Below are 23,980 nucleotides of genomic sequence, written 5' to 3'. Positions count from 1 at the left end.
AGTATAACCTTTGTTCAACCACGAAATGCAGCTCTATAACTTTGGTTAACGCTAGTATAACTTTGGTTTATGCCTTTTCAGGTTTTTTGCACTGCGAATGACCACAACTGGGCTTCCGATCCGTTGCGCGCTTTTGAGTTCTCGCTTATCCGTTTTTCTAAATTGAGCGGAGTCCTTCATGCAGTCGATACAAACAAAGCAGCTAGGCCTGCCTCAGGCGATTGCGATTGCCCAGCAGAATTTCGAATCTGGACAAATTGAAGCTTGCAAATATTTGTGCGACCGCATTCTTGATACACATCCTGATCAGGCAATGGCGTGCCACCTTTCGGGATTGATTGCCCATCAGCAAAAGCGCCCAGATGATGCGGTTAGGCTTCTTGAAAAATCGCTGTACTTAGAACCAAACAATATCATGTTTTTGGCAAACGCAGTGGAAGTCATGCGCTCAGCACAGCAGGTCGAGCGAGCTATCACACTGGGGGAAAGGGCTGTTGCATCTGACCCCCATTCCGCATCGACATTGTCCAATCTGGCACTTGCCTATTATGACAATAAGCAATTGGACAAAGCCAAGGAGATACATTCCAAAGTATTAGAGCTGGCACCGGAACATTTACCGACCCTGAATAATCTGGGCAGTATCGCGAGGGACGGAAAAGATCTGGATAAGGCACAGGAGTATTACCGGCGTGCCTTGAAATTGAACCCTAATCATCATGAGGCACGTAATAACCTCGCCACAGTGTTGATCGAAGCCGATAATCTTGATGCAGCTCAAAATGAGATTTCACAGCTACTTGCTGGCGAGCCAAACTATGCCGAAGCGGTTCGCAATCAAGCGCGTATTCATTTAGCACGATTGCAGTTGGATGCCGCTGAAAGCCTCTTTCGTCGTGTGATCGAATTGGATCCAGAACTTGCACTGGCGTATCTGGGTTTGTCGCAGGTTCTACTTGAAAAAAATCATCCTGATCTGGCTTTGGCAATGGCAGAAACCGCGACGGAAAAAGACCCTAAAAACGCCAGCTGCCTGCACCAACTTGGTTTGTGTCACAGCAGCCTCGCCAATGCGGAAAAGGCACGGGAATTTTATGGCGGCGCTCTTGAGATCAATTCCGAACATAGTGCCAGCCTGATGGGCCGGGGCCACTTGCACATGGAAGCCGGGGAACTGGGGCTTGCACGCCAAGATTTTGAACAAGCACAGACGCTAGATGAAGCAGACATTTCGCCTTTGATTGCATTAAGCCGTTTGGACAAAATTCGTGATAAGGACAATCCAATCTTTGTCAGCTTAAAATCGAAGCTACCAGAAGCCGATCAAATGTCTGCAGCGAAACAGATTTCCTATCGTTTTGGGCTTGCGGAATGTTTTCATAATCTGGGTCAGTATGATGATGCCTGGGCGCAATATGCTAAAGGTGCCGTGCTTAAACGTTCGACCATCCAATATGATGCGGATGCCCGGGACCAGCAAGTTGGTCAGATCATCGAAACCTTTACACCTCGCCTGATCGCGCGACTTCGGGCATTCGCGACCTCGTCCATAAAGCCTATTTTTATACTAGGGATGCCCCGGTCTGGGACCACGCTGACAGAGTCTATTCTGGCAAGTCACTCAGATGTCTTTGGTGCCGGGGAATTACATGACCTACAAAACGTTTTTTCCTTTGATGCCCCTGACCCTGCTTTGAGCTATCCTGCGAACCTTCAACACCTGCAGGGCGCAGAGCTGACAGCGCGCGCTTTGGAATACGTCACTCGGTTGGGCGCACATTCTGTGGAATCGCCGCGGGTGACAGATAAGATGCCGTCCAACTTTAATATGGTCGGATTGATTCATGCGCTGCTACCAAATGCGCGCATCATTCACGTGCAGCGAAACCCGATGGATACCTGCCTGTCTTGTTTCACCCGCCTGTTTGAACGTAGCCAGTACCAAAGCTACGATCAGGTAGAGCTGGGACGGTATTATAATGGCTACCGCCGACTGATGACGCATTGGGAAGACGTTCTTCCAAAGGGTGCAGTTTACACATTGGATTATCAAGAACTTGTCGGTGACACAGAGCTTCAAGCTCGCGCTCTTATTGAATATTGTGGGTTGGATTGGGATCCGAATTGTTTGGAATTCCATAAATCAAAGCGCAGAGTACGAACTGCAAGCATTACACAAGTACGGCAACCCATCTACCAAAGTTCTGTTGAAAAGTGGCGCCGCTATGAGCCTTACCTCGCCCCGCTAAAAGCTACGATCGAAGCTAAAAACTATCAGGCTTAAAATGAAAAACGGTGCTCTGTTTCTTGGCGTTGAGGATCAAAATCGTTCAGTAAGTTTTATCATCAATGGGGACCAGAAACTGATTCACCATTGGTCAAATCCTCCAAAAACGCACTGAGCAGTTGCACTTTATTTGAGTAACCCGATTTCCTGTAAATCGAATTTGTCTGCGCTTTGATTGTGCCTTCTTTAGCACCTCGGATTTCGGCGATTTCGGATATCGAGCACCCTTTGAACATCAGTCTGGTGATGTGTTGTTCTGCTTCACTAAACAACCATTTGTCGAAATAGGCATTAAGCAAATCCTCAAACGCTGTAGAGGCGCGCTGCATCTTATCTTCAAGCGTTTCGTGGTATTTCTGGAATTTGTGAAGCTCTTTCCACAACACCCCCAAAGTAAAAAGCAAGCCTGCCATGACGACAGTGGCCAAGATGTGAAATTCGGCCCATTTCTGGAACCATTCGCCACCGAATTCTTCCCCAAGCTCTTCTAAAAACATAACCACTGTGCAGATGATCGTTGTGTAAAATACAAGCCGTAGCCGTTTAGTTGAGGTCATTACAGTTTGGTACTTACCTGAAGAAGGTTAAAGAAAGGGTGATCGCGGCGAAGATACCTGGTTGTCATTCACGTATCGCGAGTGTGTGAGGCAAAATAGATGTTCTGATTATATGCACGATCAAACAGAAACATTAAACCTATACCAAAGAAATACTTTAAGGAGGTGCTGTTTTAAAAACCTCCGGCCAAAATGACGACTACCCATTTTCACGCGTAAATACAGCTCCTCTAAATATCGAACATATGAAGCTAAAATGCTACTTCGCTAATATAGCCATACCTCAAGAGATTAGTGCTGCGAGATTAAACAAAGCCGACTTTTTAAGCTGCGCTGCGGCATAGTGAGTTGGCGCTGGAGATTATTCCATTCAATTCTCGCTTTCTGCAAGAAAAGGCTGCCCCTCAGTTCCTCGACAATAAGTAAAAAGTTTGGATCATCTCCCTCCCACAGTGGGCGGAAAGCAGAAATTCGCCGCGATAGCAAGAAACTGCTAACTAGCGGAACATTAGAGCCACTAAGGCCCGATCTACAAATTCCTCACTGAATGTCACCAAGGAAGGAAGAAATCACAAAAAACGTTACAAAAAAGAAGATAAAGAAGCACAGCCATGCGAACGGACGGGCAATCCGCTTAGCCTCAGCCTCTTGAAGGTTAAGATATGTTCCTGTGACTCTTTGATATTCCTGATTAAATTTTTCCGGCCATCTATCTGGAAGAAGAATCTCAATCGTCTTTTTTATGATCAACGGTTTTTCTAAAGTTCCACCGTGATCTGTACCGATCATTCCCACCATCTGGTCTAACTCTGCAGGAAGCTCTTTTAACTTCGTTGCCTGAGAACCCACAATGCCTTCCAATAGTCCGTGAAGTATTCGGAAGTTTTCCGGTAATTTGGTGAATTTAATCGCCTCCTCGAAACGCAATACATGCTCAAGCCAATCGCGGATCAAAGCGACAGATCGATCCAATGCGCGAGTGTCGGCGGGTTCACCTGGCTCCCCCCAACTCTCTGTAAGTTTCTTCAATAAACCATCGACAGGACCAAATATCTCCTGCATTTCGCTAATCTTTTGGTCAATCCAAACTATGGCTGCTGCCTCGTCGAGGAAAGAAAGTTGTCGCAGATAATGACCCCCACTGAGGTCTTCCAGGTTCTCAAAAATTTCAGAGTTGTAGTGCCGAAGCAGCTCCGCGGTTAATCTCCACTCCCAACCAGGCGGCTTATCGACCAAAAGCCGACGTACCAATGGGGGTTTATCTTGAAAAGGAGCAAGTTCTTCGTTCAAAAGGCGACGGCGTACGTCATCACTTGGTTTGCCAAGGCGCTCCAAAACATAGCTCTCGTGCTGCTCTCGCCAGTGTAGAAGCAGGTCTCCTGGATGTCGCTTTACATCGTTATCAACCGTTTTGTGGCAGTTTCGGCACAGCCAGATCCCATTCGTGATGTCCGCGCGTAGCGCATCGTTTGAATCGCCACGGTATCTAGCGCTAGAGGGTCGCGCTCCAGCAATATGCGCGGCCTCACCAATGATAGTGGTGCCAGAAGGGTCAGGATTAGGACCGACGGTCGGTACTCTGCAATCAGGGTTACTGCACAGATATCCAGCACGTTTTCCAAGTGCTTCTATAGTGGCTTTGTTGAAATCTGGTGACATAATGCTCGACAATACAATTTCTTACAAAGGTATTGCCTCTTGACTGAACTGTCAGCCAAAATCCGACTTCGTCCTACTCGCATAGCGCTACTGGTAAACCCTAACGACAAAACATCTATCCGAAGGTTTATGCGGATTTGCACCTGCTTGTGGGGAGGCATATACAATCCGATCATTCCAATCTTTCGAAATGCTCCTGATGAATGGCGGTCAGCAATCAAACGACCGATGAAGGGGCTTGATGTTGCTAAAGGCTATTTGAAGTTCTTTGAACCAGACATCTTAATCGAAGCGCGAGAAGGCCACGCTGCGCGAGCAGGTATATCACAGAACCGCGGACGAGCTATCCACGATCATATTATTTTATTGGAGGATTTGCTTCGAGCCGAGCCACACAGAGACTATGCAGAGTTGACCCGTGGACTAAGTATGATCGATGTTTTTCGGGAAAAGTATGCCACGGAACGTAAGTTTGAGTTGAGGGATCGAAGAGACGCGCTCCTCGTAAAACCTGCGCCAAAGACACTGGCCTCAGAGGCCATGTTTGGGTGTTTTCCAAACCGCCAAGATAGCCAGTATTTTGGTCAAGGTTACCAAGATGTGTATCATCCGGAGTTTTCAGAATTTTCAATAGATACGTGGCGACGCGTTTATATGGAGGACGCATTCACACCGCTTGAGCTGACCAGGTTCAAACTTGAGACTGATCGAAACTGGCAGCACGATGTGAAGATTTTCGTGTACGACCCTTCAAAGTCGACCGATGTAATCGACCTTTGGAATGCCCGTTTGGAACCTTGGCCGATTGTTCCAGTGCCCATCATTTGGTTGGATGATCTGGCGGACGATCTCGTAAGAATAATTCGGCACGAGTATCAACCTCTTCAAGGCAATCCAAATGGCATCATGCATAACGCAACGATTGAGATAGCTCGTTCGATTAGTGAGGCCGAGGCAAGGAAGGTGCACTCGATCCTACCTGATGACCTTCCAAAGGGCTCAGTGGCATTGAAGCTTTGGAACAACGAGGTTTGGCGTCGAGAAGCACACCCCAAAATGTCAGTTGAGCGTCCTCTTCGAGTGACGGCCGCTACAAAAAGAGAGCAGTTACAGGTCAGTCAAGGCGACAAATCGACAGTTCAATTTAATGCTTTATCGCCAAGTTTTGCTTCACAATATGGAGGTGCATTCAGCGCAAGATGGGTGAATGCAGTAGATTTTAGCTCGTATCATGACTGCGAGTTCGCAACGGTTTTACCATTCAATTCGACAACGTCGGATTGGCTCCGCATTAATTTCTTGGCCGACCATGTTGTCGTTGGAACGGAGGGATGGGTATTCAGTCAAAACTACAAAGACACGGAGCAAACTGTGCAATTGTCGACGGCAGAGGAGGCTGTCGTTCAATGGTTAAATAAACTTGGCTTTAAAGCAGAATTATCAGAACCGGGTCGCATAGCGAAGCAAGTGCTGAGGCAATTGGACGGGACGTGGGGCATTTACCTCCTCAAGGACGTAGAAACACTTGAGTATTTGAATGGGATGGCGGGCGGAAAACGCTTCAGGAAATCTGCGGATGGCATCCAAGAGGAGCAATTCGACCCTAAAACAAGATCGTCAAACGACTGGGTAGGCTTGATGAAGCGTAGAGAGAAACGTTGCCCGCTGCCGAAAATCACCACGAAACACTTTACCGACCGAAATATCCTGTCGCTTGGTCTTTCATCGACTTGTCCAACGTGTGCGGCACAGAATTGGCACAGCCTTGGTGACGTCGACTTCCATGTGCGTTGCGCAAGGTGCTTAGAAAGCTATCCTTTTCCCCAGGGAGAACTTGCAACAAAGAACCGGAACTTTGGCTATCGACTGATAGGCCCGTTCGCAACTCCCGACTACGCGCGCGGATCATATGCAACGCTACTAACTTACAACCTTTTGAATGATTTGAGATCGGGCTGCCATTCTATGTCATTTGCTCCAGGAGTTGACTTAGACTTTAAGGACGGCGCTCCGCCTTGCGAGGTCGACTTCATTGCATGGAGATCCCGAGTGCACTTCGGCGAGACACTTGAACCTGATCTTTTAATTGGAGAGACCAAGTCATTTGGAAGGGGTGATCTAATTCAAGATGATGATATTGCGCGGCTAAAAAGAGTGGCCGGGCAGTTTCCCGGATCGATCATCATTTGCTCTGTACTTCGCGACCAGTTCACAGATAACGAAATAGAAAGACTAAAGAAATTAGCGCAGTGGGCTCGACGTCCAAACCAATCATGTGAACCTACCAACCCACTAATTCTCTTAACTGGGAACGAGCTTTTCTTTGACATAACACTTGGGTCGACCTGGAAAGGCTTAGGCGAGCCCTATTCGATGTACGATGACTACGATTACACAAATAAGTTGCGAGGTTTGTCAGAAGCCACCCAAGCAATCTACTTGGGCCTTTCGCATTACTACGCAGACGAACGATACCAAGTACGGCGCGGTGCTCGCAGAACTTGAAATGTCGGTGCAAAATCCGCATCGCAGCGAAAACGAACGGCAGCAATGCGGGTTGCGACTGCAGCAATTTTGAACCATGTCGAGCGACCGCTAAGGGCCGTTTACAACGAGTTACGTTTGTAAGATTACCTCAGTAAGCTTCGATGCAACGGGCCGCTCAACGCTTGATAGATATCAATTTCCATTTTCAGACATCGGCTGGTAGCCTTTGTTCATTGCGGCTTGGGAACTACGTTTATGCAGGAAAACTATTTAGCTCTTCAATGCAAATCTTGTCATTTGAAAATATCGAAACCTGTGCGAATTTATGAGGCGGGTGTTAACGGTGCTATTGAGCCCGAGTTTTGCGATGGATTGCACGTGATCCAAAATGGTTTCGCTTATAAGTCGGTGCGGCCATATCGAACTGATAGCAGTTCCAAGAAGGATAAACTCGATTTTGTTCCACAATATTGGATGACGATCCAAGACGTGCTTCCAGAAGTGACGCTGACCATGGATCTGGCTAGGCTGAATGGCTGTTGTGGGCTTGACGGTTGCGATGGACCAAATCGCGTTTGCTCTTGTGGTGCGGAGGTTGGAACAGAGATGAGTGATTGTTGGACATCACATCTTTTTATTCCTGATCCAGGGCAAACGAATTGGGTTTTAGTCTGACGCACCGATTAATCTCATCAGACATGTAAGGTTATTTGAGGGAATCTCAGTTTCGGTTAAGTCCGTCAGTTAAAATATATAATCAGCAGATTTTAAGGGTTTGACTTTTGAAATCTTCATCTCCAGTTTTTTGCAGAACGATTGTGTGCTGCCTGTAACAGAGTAGGGGATAGATTCTCTAGGTGATGTGCGAGAAAAACCACAACATTGCATTGTTCAAACTGATCTATGTCGATGCGGTTTTTTGCTTCAATCAAGAATGGATGCCTTACCTCGAACGCCTGTACAATCCTCATTAACTCTATGTTTGCAGCCGGTTCAAGCTCAATTGCAGAGAACTTTAGGAGGCGGTCAGATGTATCCAATCCAGAAAATGTAACTATGCTGGCCAATCCCTGATCACACAATGTGTTTGCATTCTTTACATCCGAGGCCCCATGTCGATCGAGATTTACGAGCGCAAGAATATTCAGGGGAGATAGTCGTTCAGCGAACTTAAGTCCTTTCTATTTCGGTTACATCCAATCAAAACGCTAGTGTGATATCTGCGATAACAGCCCCACCTAGGTCACAAACGAGAAGCCTTACGTTGTCCATCGACGATGAGGGAAGATTATAAAATCCGCGTACCTCAAAGCCATAGGACAGCTTTTAAATTAGATCTGAAAAGATCGTCAACTATTAATCTTCGGTCACTGTGCGCTTAGAGAACCTATCGAATCTACATTAACAAGTTTCGAAAAACTCGCACCACATTCATTAAAATATGCTGGTACCCCGCAAACCGGTGGGAAATCGAGAGTTCTAGAAATTTCTATGCCGTAGCTATCAGCAATAGCTTTTATCGACCTAATATGACTGTATCCTGCAACCCGTCGCACTGCACGAGGGTGAATATCTATCGAGAGCAAATAAGCGGTGCCGGCGATCCTGAGATGTCGAAAATCCCTGAACCTATTTTTGCCAAAGTAAAATTTAAAAACATTGCGTGCTTGTTCGCTGCAGATAGCACTATTTTTAAGTTTCATTTCGCTCGAGCTTTTCGTTGCTGGAAAGAGGAATATATCAGCATTCGTAGTTGATATCGAGGTTTTTAATTTTTTAACCCATAGCGAAATGCGTCGAACAGGCGAGTCCATCAAGACATAGCAGCGACCATCTATTTTGAGTGCGTTTCTAAATGTCACACTGCGTTCTGATTGCTTAGACATGGCGAGCTCAATTCCTGTGATGTCACTTATTCTAGCTTTCAATAATTTCTCAATAGGAATGCCAGCACCATAGCTCGTCGCTAAAAGAGCGCGATTTCGAAAGTCGAGCAAACATTTAGGACGAACATGATTCAATGAGTCTAACACATATTCATATTCAGCTCTTACGCGCGGATTTGAAATTTTTGAGTAGGGCATCCTTCAAGATTACCACTTGATGTATTTTCATTCAAAGACAAGTATTTTGTCATTTGCCTGCTCTACTTTTCAGGCGATTTACTGTAATATCGCTAAGTTGAAAATTACTCACTCACGGAGATTACTACAGTAAATTTAAGGAGTTGTTGGGAATTCAAAGTCAGCCTGTGAAACTGAATTCATAGAAGCCTATTTAAATTCGAAGTTTAAAAATGAATGTTTTCTTGACACCTCGTGTCGCAATCAATTTAAAATGTTGAAATTTCAACTATTTAGCGCAATTATTATGGGAGTTAGACTACCTGGAAATCCATCGGATGCAGAGAGACGAAATTAAGGCCGAGCTGTCTCGGCGCGGGATTAGTTTAAGGCAGATCGCGAAAGAGCTGAGTGTGTCTCCGCCGAGTATATCAATTGTGCTTAAGGGCGATAGACGCTCAAAACGTATAGAAAATGCAATTGCACAGAAAATTGGCCGAACCGCAGAGTGTCTTTGGCCAGAACGTTATCAAACTAAGAAAGGCAAGCAATGAACTAACGTAAAAGAAAAAGCTCATGCGTCAACATGAGCTTCACACCTGATGATCAGATGACGGTTAGGTCCCGTTGCCCTGATCATCTCACATTCCAAGCCAAAGTCAACACCTGCCATTTTTGGCAGGGTGGATAGCTTATGCGATCAGAGGGTTACGATATGAAAGAGGAAAACTCCCAGAATGAGAATTGGGATAAGACGACTCAAATTGCGGGTCTGCTATGGAAGTTCACACAAAATGAAAAACTCACGAAAATGAACTGCATCGACCTGTGCAAAGAGTTAAGTTGTTCTCGATCCACACTATTTCGATGGCGTGCAGCACTTAAAAAAGAACGACATATCAATGTCCTTATACCGAGAAAACGGGGACGAAAGCCTCTGAGCAGATTCCTATCTCAGGCACATGAAGTCGTTATCGAAAACTGCATTAAAGAGCACTATCTAACACGATCAGAATTGAGTTTCTCAGCCCTTCAACAACGCGTTCTTGTTGAGTTGCAAAAGCGTGGGTTGGACCCTGTTGACAGATCTTCAATTCAAACGCGCATTGATGAAATAGAACCGCGGAAACTCTGCAAGAAACGTCAAGGTACGTGCGTTGCACAAGAAAGATTTGATATTGTCAGAGGTCATCTTATCGCTCAACGGCCCCTTCAGATCGTTCAAATTGATCATACTAAAATGGACGTCTTTGTGATCGATTGGATCACAAAACGTGTATTGGGGCGCCCGTACATGACAACTTGCCTAGACGTCGCAACAGCAAGTTTGCTCAGTGTACGGATTTCTTTTGACACACTAAGCGCAGCCTCCCTTGCGAAATCTTTTGCGGCGGCAGTTATGCCTAGGGTGAGCAGTAATGACCTTCACGCATGTGGGTTGCCTAAAGTCGTTCATACAGACAATGGAGCTGATCTAGCATCACTGGCGTTTACCACGGGTTTGGCAAAATACGGAATTAATCATGAAAAGCGTCCGATAGCACAACCAAAATACGGTGGTCATATTGAGCGACTTTTTAGAACCTTGAACACCTATATTCACACGTTGCCTGGAACAACTAAATCCAATGTGCAGGAATTAGGGAACGTCGATCCGCGTAAATCTGCCAAATTGACACTGCAACAACTGGAACAGGGCGTTCTAAGTTATGTTAATAATGTTTACCATAGATCACATCATTCCCGCCTCCATGATACGCCACTGAATTGTTGGAATAAGTACTGGAGCAGGTCAGGTATATCTCCAACTTTGCCACGAAATAAAGAGCAGTTTCGTCTTGATTTCTTACCATTTGAAATCCGAAGAATTACAGATCACGGCATTCAGTTACACCACTTAAAATACAGTTCTAAACAACTACAAAAATTACGTAATTGTGGTGTTAAAACATTAAAGATCCATGTTGATCCTGATGATATTAGGGTAATTTATGGGTGCGATGACAAGAGCGGGGTGTTTCAAATCCCTTGCCAGAAACAGTTTCACCAACGGATTTCTCTCGGAGAATGGCAGCGTATTCGAAAACCAGTATTAACAAATGCCCAAAGGTGGTCTGACGCTAATCTAATACGCCACTATCAGGTGCATGACCAAATTATCCATGACGCGCATCAATACAAGAGCTCACCAAACAAGAGATCTGGTTCTCGGACAACAGCGGGATCAAGGCGTTCATTAACATCGCTAACCCCTTCTGGATTTGGCTTGCTTATCCATCCAGGAGGCGACAATGAGTGACTTTCCCCATTTATCACCTCAAGCGTCTGTCATTGCAGCTAGAAGCGTTCCAGAACGCATCAAATGGCTTCAAAAAGGACGATTGATCTCGATTAAACCCTTACGGCAGATACATGACACATTGCGACGATCTGTTACCGGGTTTTCCACGTCTCCTGCTAAACCGCTCACAATACTGATGGCTCCGTCTGGTATGGGAACCAGCACCATGTTGCAACATTTGGCGCAGGGTCTTCCTGGACACTTTGAGGCTGAAAACACCACCCATTGCTATCCTATTGTGATGGGACATCTGCCAATTGACGGGCGAGTAGGGGACTTATGCGCTGAGCTGTGTGAGATCGTTGCGGCGCCCACTTTCGGGGTCGCGTCAGTTGCCTCGCAAGCACCCGCCTGTCTCAAACTGCTTAAGTCCCTCGGGCTGCGCCTTCTGGTGGTGGACGATTGCGCTGCTTTAAGCCAACTCACGCCTTCAAGACGTGAGCCAATTTTGAACTTCATAAGGCTGGCGATTTCGAGGTTTGACATCAGGGTTTTGCTGAACATCACGCCGCTTGTTGCACCTATTCTCAGCAAAGACGAACAGCTGTTCTCGCGTGCGCAAATGGTTGAAGTCATGCCTTTCAAATCCCAGGATATCGTATTCGAACGTTTTTTAACTGAATACCAGAAGTGGTGCCCGTTACGTAATGAATCTGACCTGATAGATGACATGTCACTTCGAAGGGCGTTAATCTTGCGCAGCAATGGTGTGACGCGCAATTTGATCGATTTGTTATTTGGCTTGAGCGCTATGGCGATCCTGTCGGGCGAAGAGCGGATCACTTACAAGCTGTATAAAGATTATCTTAATCAAGCGGAATATCCGCATGATTAGATCATTGCCCATCACTCGCAGCGCGGAGCCGGGTGAAGCATTCCAATCGTTAATAGCGCGCAATGCGGCGCTCTACGGCAGCGCTCCCTCGACATTCCTATACCACTGTTTGGGTATGAGAGCAGGGGGCAGGGATCAGTTGCCTGCGCTATTGGTTACCTGCCCGAAAAGAAATCGTGCAGCGTTGTCAGTAGCGCTGTCTTGTTCAATAGACGATATCAATGCTTTGTTTCCACAGTCAACATGGCCTTACTTGACCCGTAAAGATCTGAGTGCAACCGGAGCTGCAAACGATATTGAAACGACAGAGACCTTACTTTCTGATCAACTCAGGTTCAGCTGGTGCCCCATATGTTTGATAGAGGATCGGGCAGGGGGCAAAGACCACTTTCTACGTCAGCAATGGTCATTTGCTTATTCAACGATATGCCAGCGGCACCTTCGACCTCTAAACGGTCGCTGCGCACGGTGCTATGAGGCTGTCGCCATGCCGGATTGTGCATTGTACGGAACTCAGATCGCATTTGTTTGCCCTAAATGCGGCGCACCACTTGATGCGCAATTAGGCCTCGATGGAACGACAGAGACGCATGCGCGTGAATTATTGCAATCCACCACGGCATGCCAGATTTGGAGGCAGCTTGCCCGCATCGAAAGATATATGATTACGTCCATGAAGACGAAGAAACTTGGCTCTCGTGCTCATCGTAAAATCAAGATTCTGAAACACCTAGCGAATCTGTTACTCCACAGCAGTCACATATCGCTACGTGAATTCCAACTTCGACCGATTGATTACTTTAGCAACGCCTATGTCAATGCACCGAGAAAACTAGGGCTTGCCACGCGTCATTTATATGAACCATTTCCCGCAACCCATCTCACAGAGCGTCGCAAAGCGTTGTTGTTACTATTTGGATTGCTCGATGGAGGATTAGAGCAATATGGATTTGGCAAACAACATGCCCCAATCAGTCCGTTGCGCGAATACATGATGCCATCTTCATATCAGACTTTCGAACGTCTGATCTTCGATCTCGCGCGATTATCATTGCCAAAATAAGTTTAGCAAACTCAGCTACAGCAGGGTGTAACAATGCGCAAACGAGTCCCATTAATAGAGTCTCATTTTTAAACCACTCTCACACGCGCTGTCGTGTATAAGAAAATGACGTATAATTAGTATTATGTTAATAAAGTGGATGATCACTTTAAGGTATAATGGTTACGTTGTAATCTGAGAGTCTGTCGTTAAGAAATGTGTAATCACGACGGGCATTCACGAGCACACCGTGATCGACAATCACGCGCACAAATGCTTCGTTATGGGCGGAAAAATCGATTGGTGCAGAGTTTTCATCCATCCATGGATAACAAAATAATGAGTTCCCATAGTTTTCACCAGCACGATTTAATGATGAGAAAAAAACCTGATTTTCGATCGCTCGAGTTATCGCAAATTGATGCCAAGTAGCGAAACTTTCATCGCGGTAATAGGCCCCGCAATGCAGGATTAAATCAACGCCGTGATTCAACACCAAGCTGCGGCTGAGCTCAGGAATACGAATATCGTAGCAAATGATAGGTGAAACCCGGAATCCATTGACTTCAAAAACACAAAGATGATCTCCTCGTGTGTAGTACTCTTTCTCCATCGAAGCGCCGTATTGCGCCAGATGCAGTTTATCGTAATGGCCAATCAATATGCCATCCGGCCCAACAACGCCCATAGAAATGTGATGGCACCCCTCACCTACGCGCGGAAATCCATAAACAATCGTGATAGACAATTCGCGTGCCAGCGCTGACCACGCCAAAAACGATGGCCCATCCAGATTTTCGCCAAACACATCAAGACGCGAGAACGTTTCACGCGAATAATCAATGCTCGACAGTTCCGGCAGGACCACCAAATCGACATCGCCTTGTGTTGCAATGGCGTCGCGCACTTTCTCAACAGAAACGTTCAGATGTTCATCGCGTTCTGCAACGGTTGTCATGGTTGGAATATCGATCTGGCACGCCAAAAGGCGCAGTTGGTCAGTGTTTGGCATGGTTAGTCTTTCGTATGGTCCCAATATTCGTTCAACCGCTTGCGCGTATCTTCGATCTGGGAAACGCGGTCTGCAATGTTTTTGGTTTGCCGTGTGACAAAGAACCCGATCAATGCTTCGATCAGGATCGTCGCCCCTACATAGCTCTCAAAAAACAAAGGGCTGTCATTCGGGCTTAGCAAAGCGAAGTCTGAATTGATCGCAATAGGTGCTGCGGGACTGTCTGTGATTGCGATCACCTTGGCCCCCCGTTCTCGCGCTAGAATGGCCAGATCCACAGAGGAACGCGCACAGGGGCGTTGGCTGACGACAATCATCGCATCGTTCTCAGAAATCTCAGCGACCGGATCCGCAAGTATGCCGCCGTCTCCCCGAACCAATCGGAACTTTCCACTGACCATAATGCCGAGATAGTAAGCATATGCTGACAAACACGACGATGCTTGCATACCCACTAGATAAACACGTTCAGCTGCATTCAACACCTGCGCAGTTTCGGCAAAATAGTCCGGAGATATGCCATCAAAAATAGCCGAAATGTTACTCTGTGTGGTCGTGCGAAATTCCTCCCACTTCGCATCTGCACATTTTTGCCCACCGCTCTTCTGCAGTGTCTGGGCACGCAAGTGATACTCACGCATGTCTCCGTGTTGTACCTGCTCGCGGTAAACATCGCGCAGCTCGCCATAGGAAGCGTAGCCCAACATTTTGGCAAGGCGTGCAAAATTTGGGAGAGAAATGCCCGCGTTTTCCGCCACCTTACGCATCGACAATGTCGCGACATCACCCGGATGCTCTAGCATATAAGATGCCGCGACCTTCAAGACCCGCGGCAACTGAGGATGTAATTCCTTCAACTGCTGAGAGACATGCGAATATGGGTTTTGATCATCTCTTGGGTGCATCTATCTACTTCAGCAAGACTGCCATTCGTTGGTTGGTGATATGTGAAAGTACAACATATGAAAAATAAAATTCAATTATTTCGCAAATGTTATATTTAGTGGCAAGGTAACTGCACCTCGCCACTAAAGTTCAAGTTTTACCTGCTGAGCAGCAGATCAGGCAACCACAGTGCCAGTTCCGGTACGAACGTTGTTAGCATCAACGTTGGCAGCCATGCAAAGATGATGAACACCAGCGTTGGCCACAGCATCTTGGAAACCGGCGTGTCGCAAATCTGCGCCCCGAGATACAGCAGTGGTGCTGTCGGAGGTGTAATGTTTGCCATACCCAAGTTCACACCGATCACAGCCGCAAAATGGATCGGATCCATGCCGACGCTCTGCGCGATAGGCAGTAGGATCGGTGTCGCTAGCAATAGACCCGAGATGTCATCCATCAACATGCCGATCAGGATCATCACAACGTTGATCATCAGCAAGATCACAATCGGATTTTCCGACACAGAATAGACCATCTGTTTGGCCAATGCCGGGGCACCTTGGGCAATCAGGTTGTCCGACACGATCAAAACCATGAAGATCATCACCATCACCACACCGATGGTTACACCAGATGTTTGGATCGTCTGCGCCAGTGTTTTCCAGGTCAGGCCGCGGTAGAAATAGATCGCAACCGGGATCGCATAGACAACCGCGATGCCTGCGGCCTCGGTTGGCGTCATGATACCACCATAGATGCCACCCAAGATGATGACAGGCATCATCAACGCGGGACCAGCCAAACGCCCCTGCCCCAGCAACGAGGGCATGAATGGGTTTGGTCGCTCTGTCAGTTCGATGTTGTCATATTTACGCAGCATGAACTGGTTGGTGATGATCAGCAATGTGATCAGAATCATCGCAGGGATAACCGTAGAAAGGAAGCACTTCAGTACGTGCTGTTGTGCGACCCAACCATACAGAATGTGTGACGAACTCGGTGGAATTAACAGACCCAAGGGGCTTGCCGATACGATCAGCGCTGCCGATTGCCCACTTGGGTAGTTTGCCTTTTTCAAGTGCGGCATCATGATGCCACCGATGCAGGTCAATGTCGCGTTGGCGCTTCCGGAAATGGAGCCAAAGACTCCACATGCCAGAACACCTGCTGCGCTCAGACCGCCTTTAACATGGCCGATGAACATCTCGGCCAGCGACACAAGGGGTGCTGCGATCTTGCCTTTTTCCATGATGCCGCCGGCAATCATGAACAGCGGGATCGCCAGAAGAACCAGTGAACGTATCCCCGTTGCCCCCGTTGGAAGGTAGCCTGAGATCGACTGATCCCCGACGAGTGCAATGAAGATCAAGACTGACCCAAACGCCACATAGACGCTGACGCCGAGCAGCAACATCACGCATACAATAAGCAGACTTCCAGTTATGATCATTTGTCAGCCTCCTTGGCCATGTCGGATTTTAGGGGCAGGCCGAGACCTTTGCGGATGTGCACGTAAAGATAGGCGGCAGTGAACATCGCCATAAAGCTAAAGGCAACCATGATCGCAATCCGCCACGTAACGAACGGAATGCGCAACACAGGGGTTGCACGCAGTCGGGGAAATGCGAAGTCATCAGCTAGCGAGATGTAGCAGGCATAAACAAGAAACAGGATCACCAACAATTCAATCGTGAGAACAATGAACCCGCGCCACCAGACCAGCTTGGGGTCTTTGATTACGATGCCAAGGATATCAGCGTTGATATGCAAATTACGTGAGGACGCCAGAACGGCACCTGCAAAAAAGCCTACGATACTGATGGCCAACAACCATTCTTCGTAAGCAAATAGGTCACCCCCAAAGCCGTATCTGATCACAACAACAGCGCCGAAAGTAAACGCCATCAGAAAACCAGAAAACGTCACAATCAACCGCATGACGAATGCCACACCCTTCAAAGGCATACCTATGATCGTTGGTAGCTCGTCCGTTACTTTCGTCCGGCCATCTGCGACCGTGTAGCCGAAGAATGTCGGATTTTCACCTTCTAGTTTCGACATGTCACCCCCCCCGTATTTTTTATCTTATTTATTGGAAAAAGGGCCGGCAAGATTGCCGGCCCTTATGTCGTTTTCTAAGTCTTAGTTCTTTGCGGCCAGCAGGCGGTCAATCACATCTTGACCAACGCTGTCGGCCATCAGCGGCCAGATTTGTTCCTGAACGTGGGCGGCCATCGCGGCCTGCTCTTCGTCGTTCAGGCTCAGGATGGTGTAACCGCTGTCCAGCAGCTTCTGACGGTAGACTTCGTCGTTCTCACGGTTGTAAGCAAAGAAGTCGTCCGATGCTTTAGTCATTGCTGTTTGCAGCGCTGCAGCCTGATCTTCGCTCAGCTTCGCCATTGTACGCTCAGATGCATAGAATGTTGTTAGCTCAGAGATTGAGTTGTACTCAATGAAGTGTGTGCCAACATCAGATTTAGCGAAGATCGAGTATGTCGCTGTTTTTGTGCAGCAGATCGCGCCGTCGACAATGCCCGACTGGATCGCAGGGAAGATATCGCCCCATGCCATTGTGGTGGCCTGGAAGCCCAGCGATTCAACCATCGATTTCACAACGTTCGAAGACCAAACACGGATGTTCATGCCTTTGTCGTCAAAATTGTTCCAGTTGGTCGGTTCTTGCGTCGCAACAATGCCAACAAACCCTTCAGGGTTTTGCGCCAGGATACGTACGCCGTAATCCGCGGTGATTTCCTGCAGGATCTTGTTATATTCAGAATCCAGGTTGCGCATGATGTTATCCATGTCATCCCAGCCGCCAACAAGGAATGGCATCGACAGGAATTCCAGACGCGCATCTGTGTCAGCGTAGATAAACGCAGCAGCCAGATCGATGTTGCCACGGGCAACGTCTTCAAACAACGCTTCACCCGAACCCAACTGGTTCGCAGGGAACACATCGATCTTCAGACCAACGCCAGCCGCAGCAACGTCAGCTGCAACCTGTTCCATCATTTTTGTGCCCTGGTGGTCGATTGGGAACACGCCCGCAAAACGCAGGGTGACATCTTCTGCCATCGCGGGCATCGCCATGGTCAAGGCTACGGCGCTGGCCATTAGGCCCTTTGCCAAGGTTTTCACTTTCATATTGGATCTCCTCCAGTGTTGATTCCGCAGCTCTGTTCATTGTTTGACACGCTGCAAAATGCGCAATTTATTTTTTGGCAGATTCATCACTGATCTGCAGTGGTTCTGGACCATATTGAGGCTGATTAACGATTGCAACTTTTTATTTTAAAATGTTTCATATGCAAAATTTCAACAAACTTTTGCAATATGCACGTTCCATTGAAGTGACCAATAACGCATGACCTTGGGAAAAGTGCAATCCAGTAACACCAAAACAAACGGAAATCTGCCCCTATACATGTGAATAGGCTTTTGACTAGTCCACTCATTGTTATTTCATCTTCGTCTCCTCCTTGCCTAGCCTTGCAGTGGGCAACTGATTCTTTCGCCTCGCCCCTCTTAGTTACTGATTTGGCGAATCAGACCTCAATCGCCAATTCAACCCGATGGCGCGCCCAAGTTGATTGGGCCGCGGAATATCCGCATGGGCCGCGACCAATTGATGGATGCGGTCTTGAATATCTCGTGGATAAGGCGTGGCGCGGCGAGTGGCATGATCGACATTGATCAACACTTGCTCCATCACACAAACCAGATCGCCCTTGATTGCTTTACGCATCTCGCCAGCGATGTGGACGCGCTTGGCATCCCCAGCCAGCATTAAGTACTGACAATAGAATTGATCGCCCGACACCAGCTCTCCGAGATAATGCACATGATTTTGCAGCACGAAAGGCCCCTGACCGTATGCCTTCGTAAAGCGAATCCCCGCGCCAAGTTTATGATCAAGAATATCGTCCAGCCCGATATCAAAGGCCATGACGTAATAGGCCATATTCATATGACCGTTATAGTCGATCCAGTCATCGGAAACGAAGCGGGTCTCTGATTTGACCCAGTCCTTTTCAAACATGATCACGCACCATCTTTAAATCCGGCAAGAAAGGCATGCAGGTTTTCACCAAGTTCATCACATAGATAGCCACCTTCCTGCACTATCACGCACGGCACGTCTAATTCTGCAAGCAGCTGCGCCATCTGAGTGAAGCCGGATGTAGAAACAGCCAAACCACCAAATGGATCACCTTCAAAGGCATCAAGCCCCAATGCGATGACTACCGCCTCGGGCGCAAAGGCTCTTACATGATCCAGACCTTCGGAAAGCCCCTTGAGGAACCCTTCGTCACCGGTTCCACGCGGCAATGGGACATTCAGGTTGTACCCAAAGCCAGCCCCTTCCCCGCGTTCATGCGCGTGACCCCAGAAAAACGGATAGAACCGCGCAGGATCAGCATGAACCGAAAGCGTGTATACATCGCTGCGCTCATAGAAAATACCCTGTGTGCCATTTCCGTGGTGCAGATCCACATCAATGATCGCTACGCGGTTATAGGTCTTACGTAAATACTGCGCAGCGATGGCGCTATTGTTGAGATAGCAAAAGCCTCCTGCGAGATCGGCGAAACAGTGATGCCCAGGAGGACGACACAGGGCATAGGCAACACAATCCTCCGCGTTGACGGTTTGTGCCGCTGACACTGCGCAGTTGGCGGACCAGCGCGACGCCTCCCATGTATGCGCCCCAATTGGGCACGACATATCAGTGACATGATAACCCGCCTGCCCCACCGCCGAGAGCGGATAGCTGGCGGTTCTTCGATCAGGGTGAATGTTGGGAAATATTTCAGGCGCTGCATCTGGAATTCGCTGCCAGCGAGTATATACCGTCGACAGGAATTTGAGATAGGCAGGCGTATGTACCGCTGCCAATGGCCCCATGCCATGATCTTCAGGCGCACAGAGCTTATGCCCACCCTGCCCCACCCCCGCAAGCAGGCGATCCATGCGTTCTGGCTTTTCCGGATTGGGTTGCATCACCCCATTCACCAGAAACCCGGATGGAAAGTGCTGCCGCTGTTTTTCCTGATCGACAAAGATTTTCATAATCGTCCCCTAGAATCCCACCTTATCGGCGCCTTTGAGCTGCAACAGATTCCGCACATCTGCAGGCGTTGCCACCTCATAACCCAGCTCTTCAATAATCCGCCTAATTTTAACCACCTGCTGGGCATTACTAACGGCCAATTCGTTCTTGCCAATCATAAGACTATCTTCGAGTCCCACGCGCACATTGCCACCCAGAATGGCACTTAACGTGGCCAATGGCATCTGCTGCCGTCCTGCCGCCAGAACAGAAAACTGATAGTGATCTCCCAGCAAACGATCTGCCGTTGCTTTCATATGCATCAAGTTCTCCGGACAGGCGTCAATACCTCCTAGAACACCCATGACGAACTGCAAGAACACCGGCTCTTTCAGCCGCTTTTGCTTGAGGTAATAGGCCGCTGTCTGAATGTGACCAACGTCGTAGCATTCCAATTCATAGCGCGAACCACACCCGTCACCCATCAGATCGAATAGTCTCTCAATATCGTGAAAGGTATTTTTGAACAGGGTATCGCGAGTGTTCTCCAGAAATTGCGGTTCCCAATCGTGTTTCCATTCGGAATACTGATCTTTCATCGGAAAAAGCCCGAAGTTGATCGACCCCATATTCAACGAACACATTTCTGGCGATAGCTCTGCAGGGGCAGATAGACGATCTTCGATGGTCATCTGCGAGCTAGCCCCGGTGGTGATATTGATCACCGCATCGGTCGCGTCCTTAATCTTGGGCAGGAATCGGCGATACACGTTGACCTCCGCACTGGGTCGCCCGCTTTCGGGATCACGTGCGTGCAGGTGCAATACCGACGCACCCGCCTCCGCTGCCTCAATCGCCGAGATCGCAATCTCCTCCGGTGTGACAGGCAAGTACGGGCTCATGCTGGGAGTATGGATGGAGCCGGTCACCGCACAGGTAATGATAACTTTTTGCGCCATGGCTTACCTTTCCAATCCTGCTTCGCACGAAAAGACAGTCAGGCTGTCATCCAGAATGTTCAGCACTTCGTTTACCTGCTCTTCGGTCACAATCATCGGCGGACAAACAAGGAAGTGATCGCCATCCACCCCGCCACGCGTGCGGCGCGAATAGGTGATCAATCCACGATCATAACAAATATCGACAAAGCGGTTGTAGGCATTGAGGTCTTTTGGCAAGGGAGCCATCGTTTCTCGGTCTGAAACCATCTCGAATGCGGTCAGTAGCCCCTTCCCCCGCACATCGCCGATAAATTTGTACCTAGACATCAGTTCACTCAGCCCCGCCATCAACACATCTCCCATGCGTTGGGCATTGCCCATCAGATCGAGCCGGTCGATCTCATTCAACACGGCCAAACCCGCCGAACAAGCCAAGGGATTGCCAGCATAGGTATGCCCATGCGCAAACCCGCCTGCATCCAACACAGTGTCAACCATGTCCTGATTAGCGATCATCGCGCCCAGTGGAGCGTAACCAGCGGCAAAGCCTTTGGACACAGCGTAGAGGTCGGCACGTACATCCCAATGCTCCGATGCCATAAATGTGCCGGTACGACCCACGCCAGACATCACCTCATCCATAATCAGCAACACGCCAAATTCATCACAGATCTCGCGCACACGGGTATAGTAGCTGTCTGGGGCCACCAGCGCTCCCGTTGATGCACCTCCTACTGGCTCCATCGCGAAGGCCAGCACTGTCTCAGGACCCTGTGCAATGATTTCGTCGCGCAGCATCTCGGCGTATTTCAGACCACGTGCCTCATCGCTCAGATTGTCGTGGTCCAGATAACATGTTGGCGCCGGGATCTTTGGCATATCTTTGAACAGTGGCTTGAACGCATCCTTGAGCGGCCCATATCCTGTGAGCGCAAGCGCCCCCAAAGTCGAGCCATGATAAGAAGGGAAACGAGATATTACCTTCCACCGGCTATCTTGCCCCGTAGAAACGGCCCATTGGCGAGCGAACTTTACACAAGATTCAACTGCCTCAGACCCGCCCGAGACAAAAAACACTCGGTTTAATCCCCTTGGCATCTTGGCGGCAATCGAGCTGGCCAGTTGTTCTGCCGGTTCATTTTCAAAATGAAGCCGATAAGCAAAAGTGGCACTGTCCATTTGTGCCTTCATAGCGGACAAAACATTGGGGTTTGAATGACCTATATTACTGACCATCGCACCAGACGATCCATCAATGTAGCGCGTGCCATTCTTGGCCCAGATATAGATCCCTTCTGCGTGATCCACTTCTGGGCGGCGCGCGCGTGATTGATAGAACAGGTTCGAGGTTCTTTGCCCCCTCATTGGACTCACTCCACCATGGCAATTTGAATTTGAGATTGCGGGAATCGACATCATAGAGCAAATAGATATCAATAATGATTTACATAGATTGAATTAATATGAATGTTCCTCACGAAGCAGAAAAGATCGCGCGCGAGTTGGATTGGAATCTGCTACGTACCTTCATGGTCATCGTGCAAGAAGGCAGCATCACGCGTGCTGCCAATCGTTTGTTGTTGCAGCAGCCCTCCGTCAGTCAGGCCCTAAAGCGGCTTGAGACCCGGATTGGTGCCACGTTGATTGACCGCGCGCCCTCGCACTTTCGGGTTACAACTGCCGGGCAAGCACTTTACGAAGAATGCGCCCAGATATTTGGCACTATTTCTCGCGCCGTACAAACTGCACAGACGACAGAAGACGAGTTAACTGGGCAGGTGACCATTGCCACGCTCAGCCGCGCAGAAAGTTCACACTTCGATCAGATTCTATCGAGTTTTCATGTGCAACATCAGCAAGTACGCTTTGACATCGATGTCATGTCCAGCAAGGCAGTTCAAAAGGCTGTTTTGGAAAAGTCCGCCAGTCTGGGCCTTTGTCTGGTTCATGATCCTCATCCAAAACTGTCTTATTCGGTCCTCTACCGGGCCTATTTCGGATTTTATTGTGGGCCGTCGCATCCACTATTCGGTTGTAAGGACCTGACGTTGGATGATTTGCGCGGCCATTCTTCGGTTTCTTTTCGAACTGATCAACTGTGGGACGCGCTCCGCCCAGTTGCATTATTGCGGGCACAGCACCGGTTGGATGATAAGGTAATCGGGTACACTTCCCATCTGGGAGAGGCACTGCGAATGATCACAGCAGGCTTAGGGTTTGGCCCCTTGCCGTCACACACAGCTGATCCTTATGTGGCGCAGGGCACGCTGTGGCGTCTGCCACCTTACAATAACGCGCTCGAGATTGACATTCACCTAGTGAACAACCCCAACACCCGGCTGAACAATGCGGAGGCGGCTTTCTTCAATAAGATTAGCCGTTGGATCCATGACACTGACTTGTCCCAACGTACTTACGCTCCGCAATATTAAACGCAAAAATTCAAAGAATTGTACATCAGCCGTAGGCATGCACTTCTTGCAAGGCCAGTATGTCAAAAGAGCACTTCTAAACAAGACGACACTCCCCTAAGTCTTGGATATCAGTTTTATGTAAGGAACACCAAAATGGCTCAAGTTGCTAAAGAAATCCTGCCTCTCGCCGCTGTGCTCAGCGCAACGGCGCTGTTTTTCGTACTGCACAGCTACATGGTGGTAATGTAATCGGCAGCACGACTACCGCAAGATGCGCAGGGCTTATGCTATAAGACGTCATCTTGTGAACCTTAAAGATCAGGCCGTAATCTCGGCTTATCTGATCCAGCCAGAGACGGGATGTTCAGCACCCCGTCTCATAGGTTACTCAAAGATTGTTTGAA

Annotated in this window: 20 protein-coding genes and 1 pseudogene; 9 read left to right on the top strand and 12 right to left on the bottom strand. The window is 48.3% G+C overall.

Annotation, left to right across the window (positions count from 1 at the left end; all coding sequences use genetic code 11):
- Positions 1 to 178: 178 nt before the first annotated feature.
- Entirely contained in the window at positions 179 to 2,284 is a 2,106-nt protein-coding gene (locus D9A02_RS12215) for a tetratricopeptide repeat-containing sulfotransferase family protein (RefSeq protein ID WP_120501228.1), read from the top strand.
- A 62-nt stretch (positions 2,285 to 2,346) separates the two neighbouring features.
- Here D9A02_RS12215 and D9A02_RS12210 read toward each other — a convergent pair whose 3' ends face one another.
- Positions 2,347 to 2,784, bottom strand: coding sequence for a LuxR C-terminal-related transcriptional regulator (locus D9A02_RS12210; protein ID WP_162933053.1), 438 nt, complete (start codon positions 2,782 to 2,784; stop codon positions 2,347 to 2,349).
- Between the two features lie 600 nt (positions 2,785 to 3,384).
- A complete protein-coding gene (locus D9A02_RS12205; protein ID WP_162933052.1) occupies positions 3,385 to 4,515 on the bottom strand; it encodes a hypothetical protein in 1,131 nt (376 codons plus the stop codon).
- A gap of 216 nt (positions 4,516 to 4,731) precedes the next feature.
- Here D9A02_RS12205 and D9A02_RS12200 point away from each other — a divergent pair, with 216 nt between their 5' ends.
- Positions 4,732 to 7,008, top strand: coding sequence for a hypothetical protein (locus D9A02_RS12200; RefSeq protein WP_120501225.1), 2,277 nt, complete (start codon positions 4,732 to 4,734; stop codon positions 7,006 to 7,008).
- A gap of 237 nt (positions 7,009 to 7,245) precedes the next feature.
- On the top strand, positions 7,246 to 7,665 hold the full coding sequence (locus tag D9A02_RS12195) for a hypothetical protein (protein WP_120501224.1): 420 nt from the start codon (positions 7,246 to 7,248) through the stop codon (positions 7,663 to 7,665).
- 692 nt (positions 7,666 to 8,357) lie between these two features.
- On the opposite strand, the gene D9A02_RS12190 is transcribed toward D9A02_RS12195, so the two are convergent.
- Entirely contained in the window at positions 8,358 to 9,074 is a 717-nt protein-coding gene (locus D9A02_RS12190) for a hypothetical protein (RefSeq protein WP_120501223.1), read from the bottom strand.
- A 317-nt stretch (positions 9,075 to 9,391) separates the two neighbouring features.
- Here D9A02_RS12190 and D9A02_RS19575 point away from each other — a divergent pair, with 317 nt between their 5' ends.
- The 5 genes and pseudogenes from D9A02_RS19575 to D9A02_RS19445 all read left to right on the top strand — a co-directional run bounded on the left by D9A02_RS19575 (position 9,392) and on the right by D9A02_RS19445 (position 13,292).
- Positions 9,392 to 9,607 (top strand): helix-turn-helix domain-containing protein, encoded by a 216-nt coding sequence (locus tag D9A02_RS19575; protein WP_120501222.1) that lies wholly within the window; start codon positions 9,392 to 9,394, stop codon positions 9,605 to 9,607.
- A 161-nt stretch (positions 9,608 to 9,768) separates the two neighbouring features.
- On the top strand, positions 9,769 to 11,352 hold the full coding sequence (locus D9A02_RS12180; protein ID WP_162933051.1) for a Mu transposase C-terminal domain-containing protein: 1,584 nt from the start codon (positions 9,769 to 9,771) through the stop codon (positions 11,350 to 11,352).
- Entirely contained in the window at positions 11,345 to 12,229 is an 885-nt protein-coding gene (locus D9A02_RS12175) for a TniB family NTP-binding protein (RefSeq protein WP_120501220.1), read from the top strand. The genes D9A02_RS12180 and D9A02_RS12175 overlap by 8 nt, the downstream gene beginning before the upstream one ends.
- A pseudogene (locus tag D9A02_RS19570) lies at positions 12,222 to 12,665 on the top strand (TniQ family protein); the annotation flags it as partial. The gene D9A02_RS12175 and the pseudogene D9A02_RS19570, both read left to right, overlap by 8 nt.
- Before the next feature lie 51 nt (positions 12,666 to 12,716).
- Positions 12,717 to 13,292: a hypothetical protein gene (locus D9A02_RS19445; RefSeq protein ID WP_254054620.1), complete on the top strand. Its 576-nt coding sequence runs from the start codon at positions 12,717 to 12,719 to the stop codon at positions 13,290 to 13,292.
- A gap of 148 nt (positions 13,293 to 13,440) precedes the next feature.
- Here the strand turns inward: D9A02_RS19445 and D9A02_RS12165 are convergent, their stop codons facing one another.
- From D9A02_RS12165 to D9A02_RS12125, 9 genes are all read right to left on the bottom strand, one after another.
- Positions 13,441 to 14,283: a carbon-nitrogen hydrolase family protein gene (locus tag D9A02_RS12165; RefSeq protein WP_120501218.1), complete on the bottom strand. Its 843-nt coding sequence runs from the start codon at positions 14,281 to 14,283 to the stop codon at positions 13,441 to 13,443.
- Between the two features lie 2 nt (positions 14,284 to 14,285).
- On the bottom strand, positions 14,286 to 15,188 hold the full coding sequence (locus D9A02_RS12160; RefSeq protein ID WP_120501217.1) for a MurR/RpiR family transcriptional regulator: 903 nt from the start codon (positions 15,186 to 15,188) through the stop codon (positions 14,286 to 14,288).
- A gap of 137 nt (positions 15,189 to 15,325) precedes the next feature.
- Positions 15,326 to 16,618 carry a TRAP transporter large permease gene (locus D9A02_RS12155; protein WP_120501216.1) on the bottom strand — a complete coding sequence of 431 codons (1,293 nt, stop codon included), beginning with the start codon at positions 16,616 to 16,618 and terminating at the stop codon, positions 15,326 to 15,328.
- A complete protein-coding gene (locus D9A02_RS12150) occupies positions 16,615 to 17,229 on the bottom strand; it encodes a TRAP transporter small permease (RefSeq protein ID WP_120501215.1) in 615 nt (204 codons plus the stop codon). Before D9A02_RS12150 ends, D9A02_RS12155 begins: the two co-directional genes overlap by 4 nt.
- A gap of 81 nt (positions 17,230 to 17,310) precedes the next feature.
- Positions 17,311 to 18,315: a TRAP transporter substrate-binding protein DctP gene (gene dctP, locus D9A02_RS12145; RefSeq protein ID WP_120501214.1), complete on the bottom strand. Its 1,005-nt coding sequence runs from the start codon at positions 18,313 to 18,315 to the stop codon at positions 17,311 to 17,313.
- Between the two features lie 385 nt (positions 18,316 to 18,700).
- Positions 18,701 to 19,210 (bottom strand): thioesterase family protein, encoded by a 510-nt coding sequence (locus tag D9A02_RS12140; RefSeq protein ID WP_120501213.1) that lies wholly within the window; start codon positions 19,208 to 19,210, stop codon positions 18,701 to 18,703.
- Positions 19,211 to 19,212: 2 nt separating this feature from the next.
- A complete protein-coding gene (locus tag D9A02_RS12135; protein WP_120501212.1) occupies positions 19,213 to 20,241 on the bottom strand; it encodes a histone deacetylase family protein in 1,029 nt (342 codons plus the stop codon).
- A gap of 9 nt (positions 20,242 to 20,250) precedes the next feature.
- Positions 20,251 to 21,180, bottom strand: coding sequence for a 3-keto-5-aminohexanoate cleavage protein (locus D9A02_RS12130; RefSeq protein ID WP_120501211.1), 930 nt, complete (start codon positions 21,178 to 21,180; stop codon positions 20,251 to 20,253).
- 3 nt (positions 21,181 to 21,183) lie between these two features.
- Complete coding sequence (locus D9A02_RS12125; protein WP_120501210.1) at positions 21,184 to 22,527, bottom strand: aspartate aminotransferase family protein; 1,344 nt, start codon at positions 22,525 to 22,527, stop codon at positions 21,184 to 21,186.
- Between the two features lie 98 nt (positions 22,528 to 22,625).
- Between D9A02_RS12125 and D9A02_RS12120 the strand changes: the two genes are divergently transcribed.
- Positions 22,626 to 23,594: a LysR family transcriptional regulator gene (locus D9A02_RS12120; protein ID WP_120501209.1), complete on the top strand. Its 969-nt coding sequence runs from the start codon at positions 22,626 to 22,628 to the stop codon at positions 23,592 to 23,594.
- Positions 23,595 to 23,980: the final 386 nt, after the last annotated feature.

This window comes from Roseovarius sp. EL26 (assembly GCF_900327775.1).
GTDB lineage: Bacteria > Pseudomonadota > Alphaproteobacteria > Rhodobacterales > Rhodobacteraceae > Roseovarius.
The sequence above is the reverse complement of the archived record's forward strand: the minus strand, read 5'-3'. Positions and strand labels throughout refer to the sequence as shown.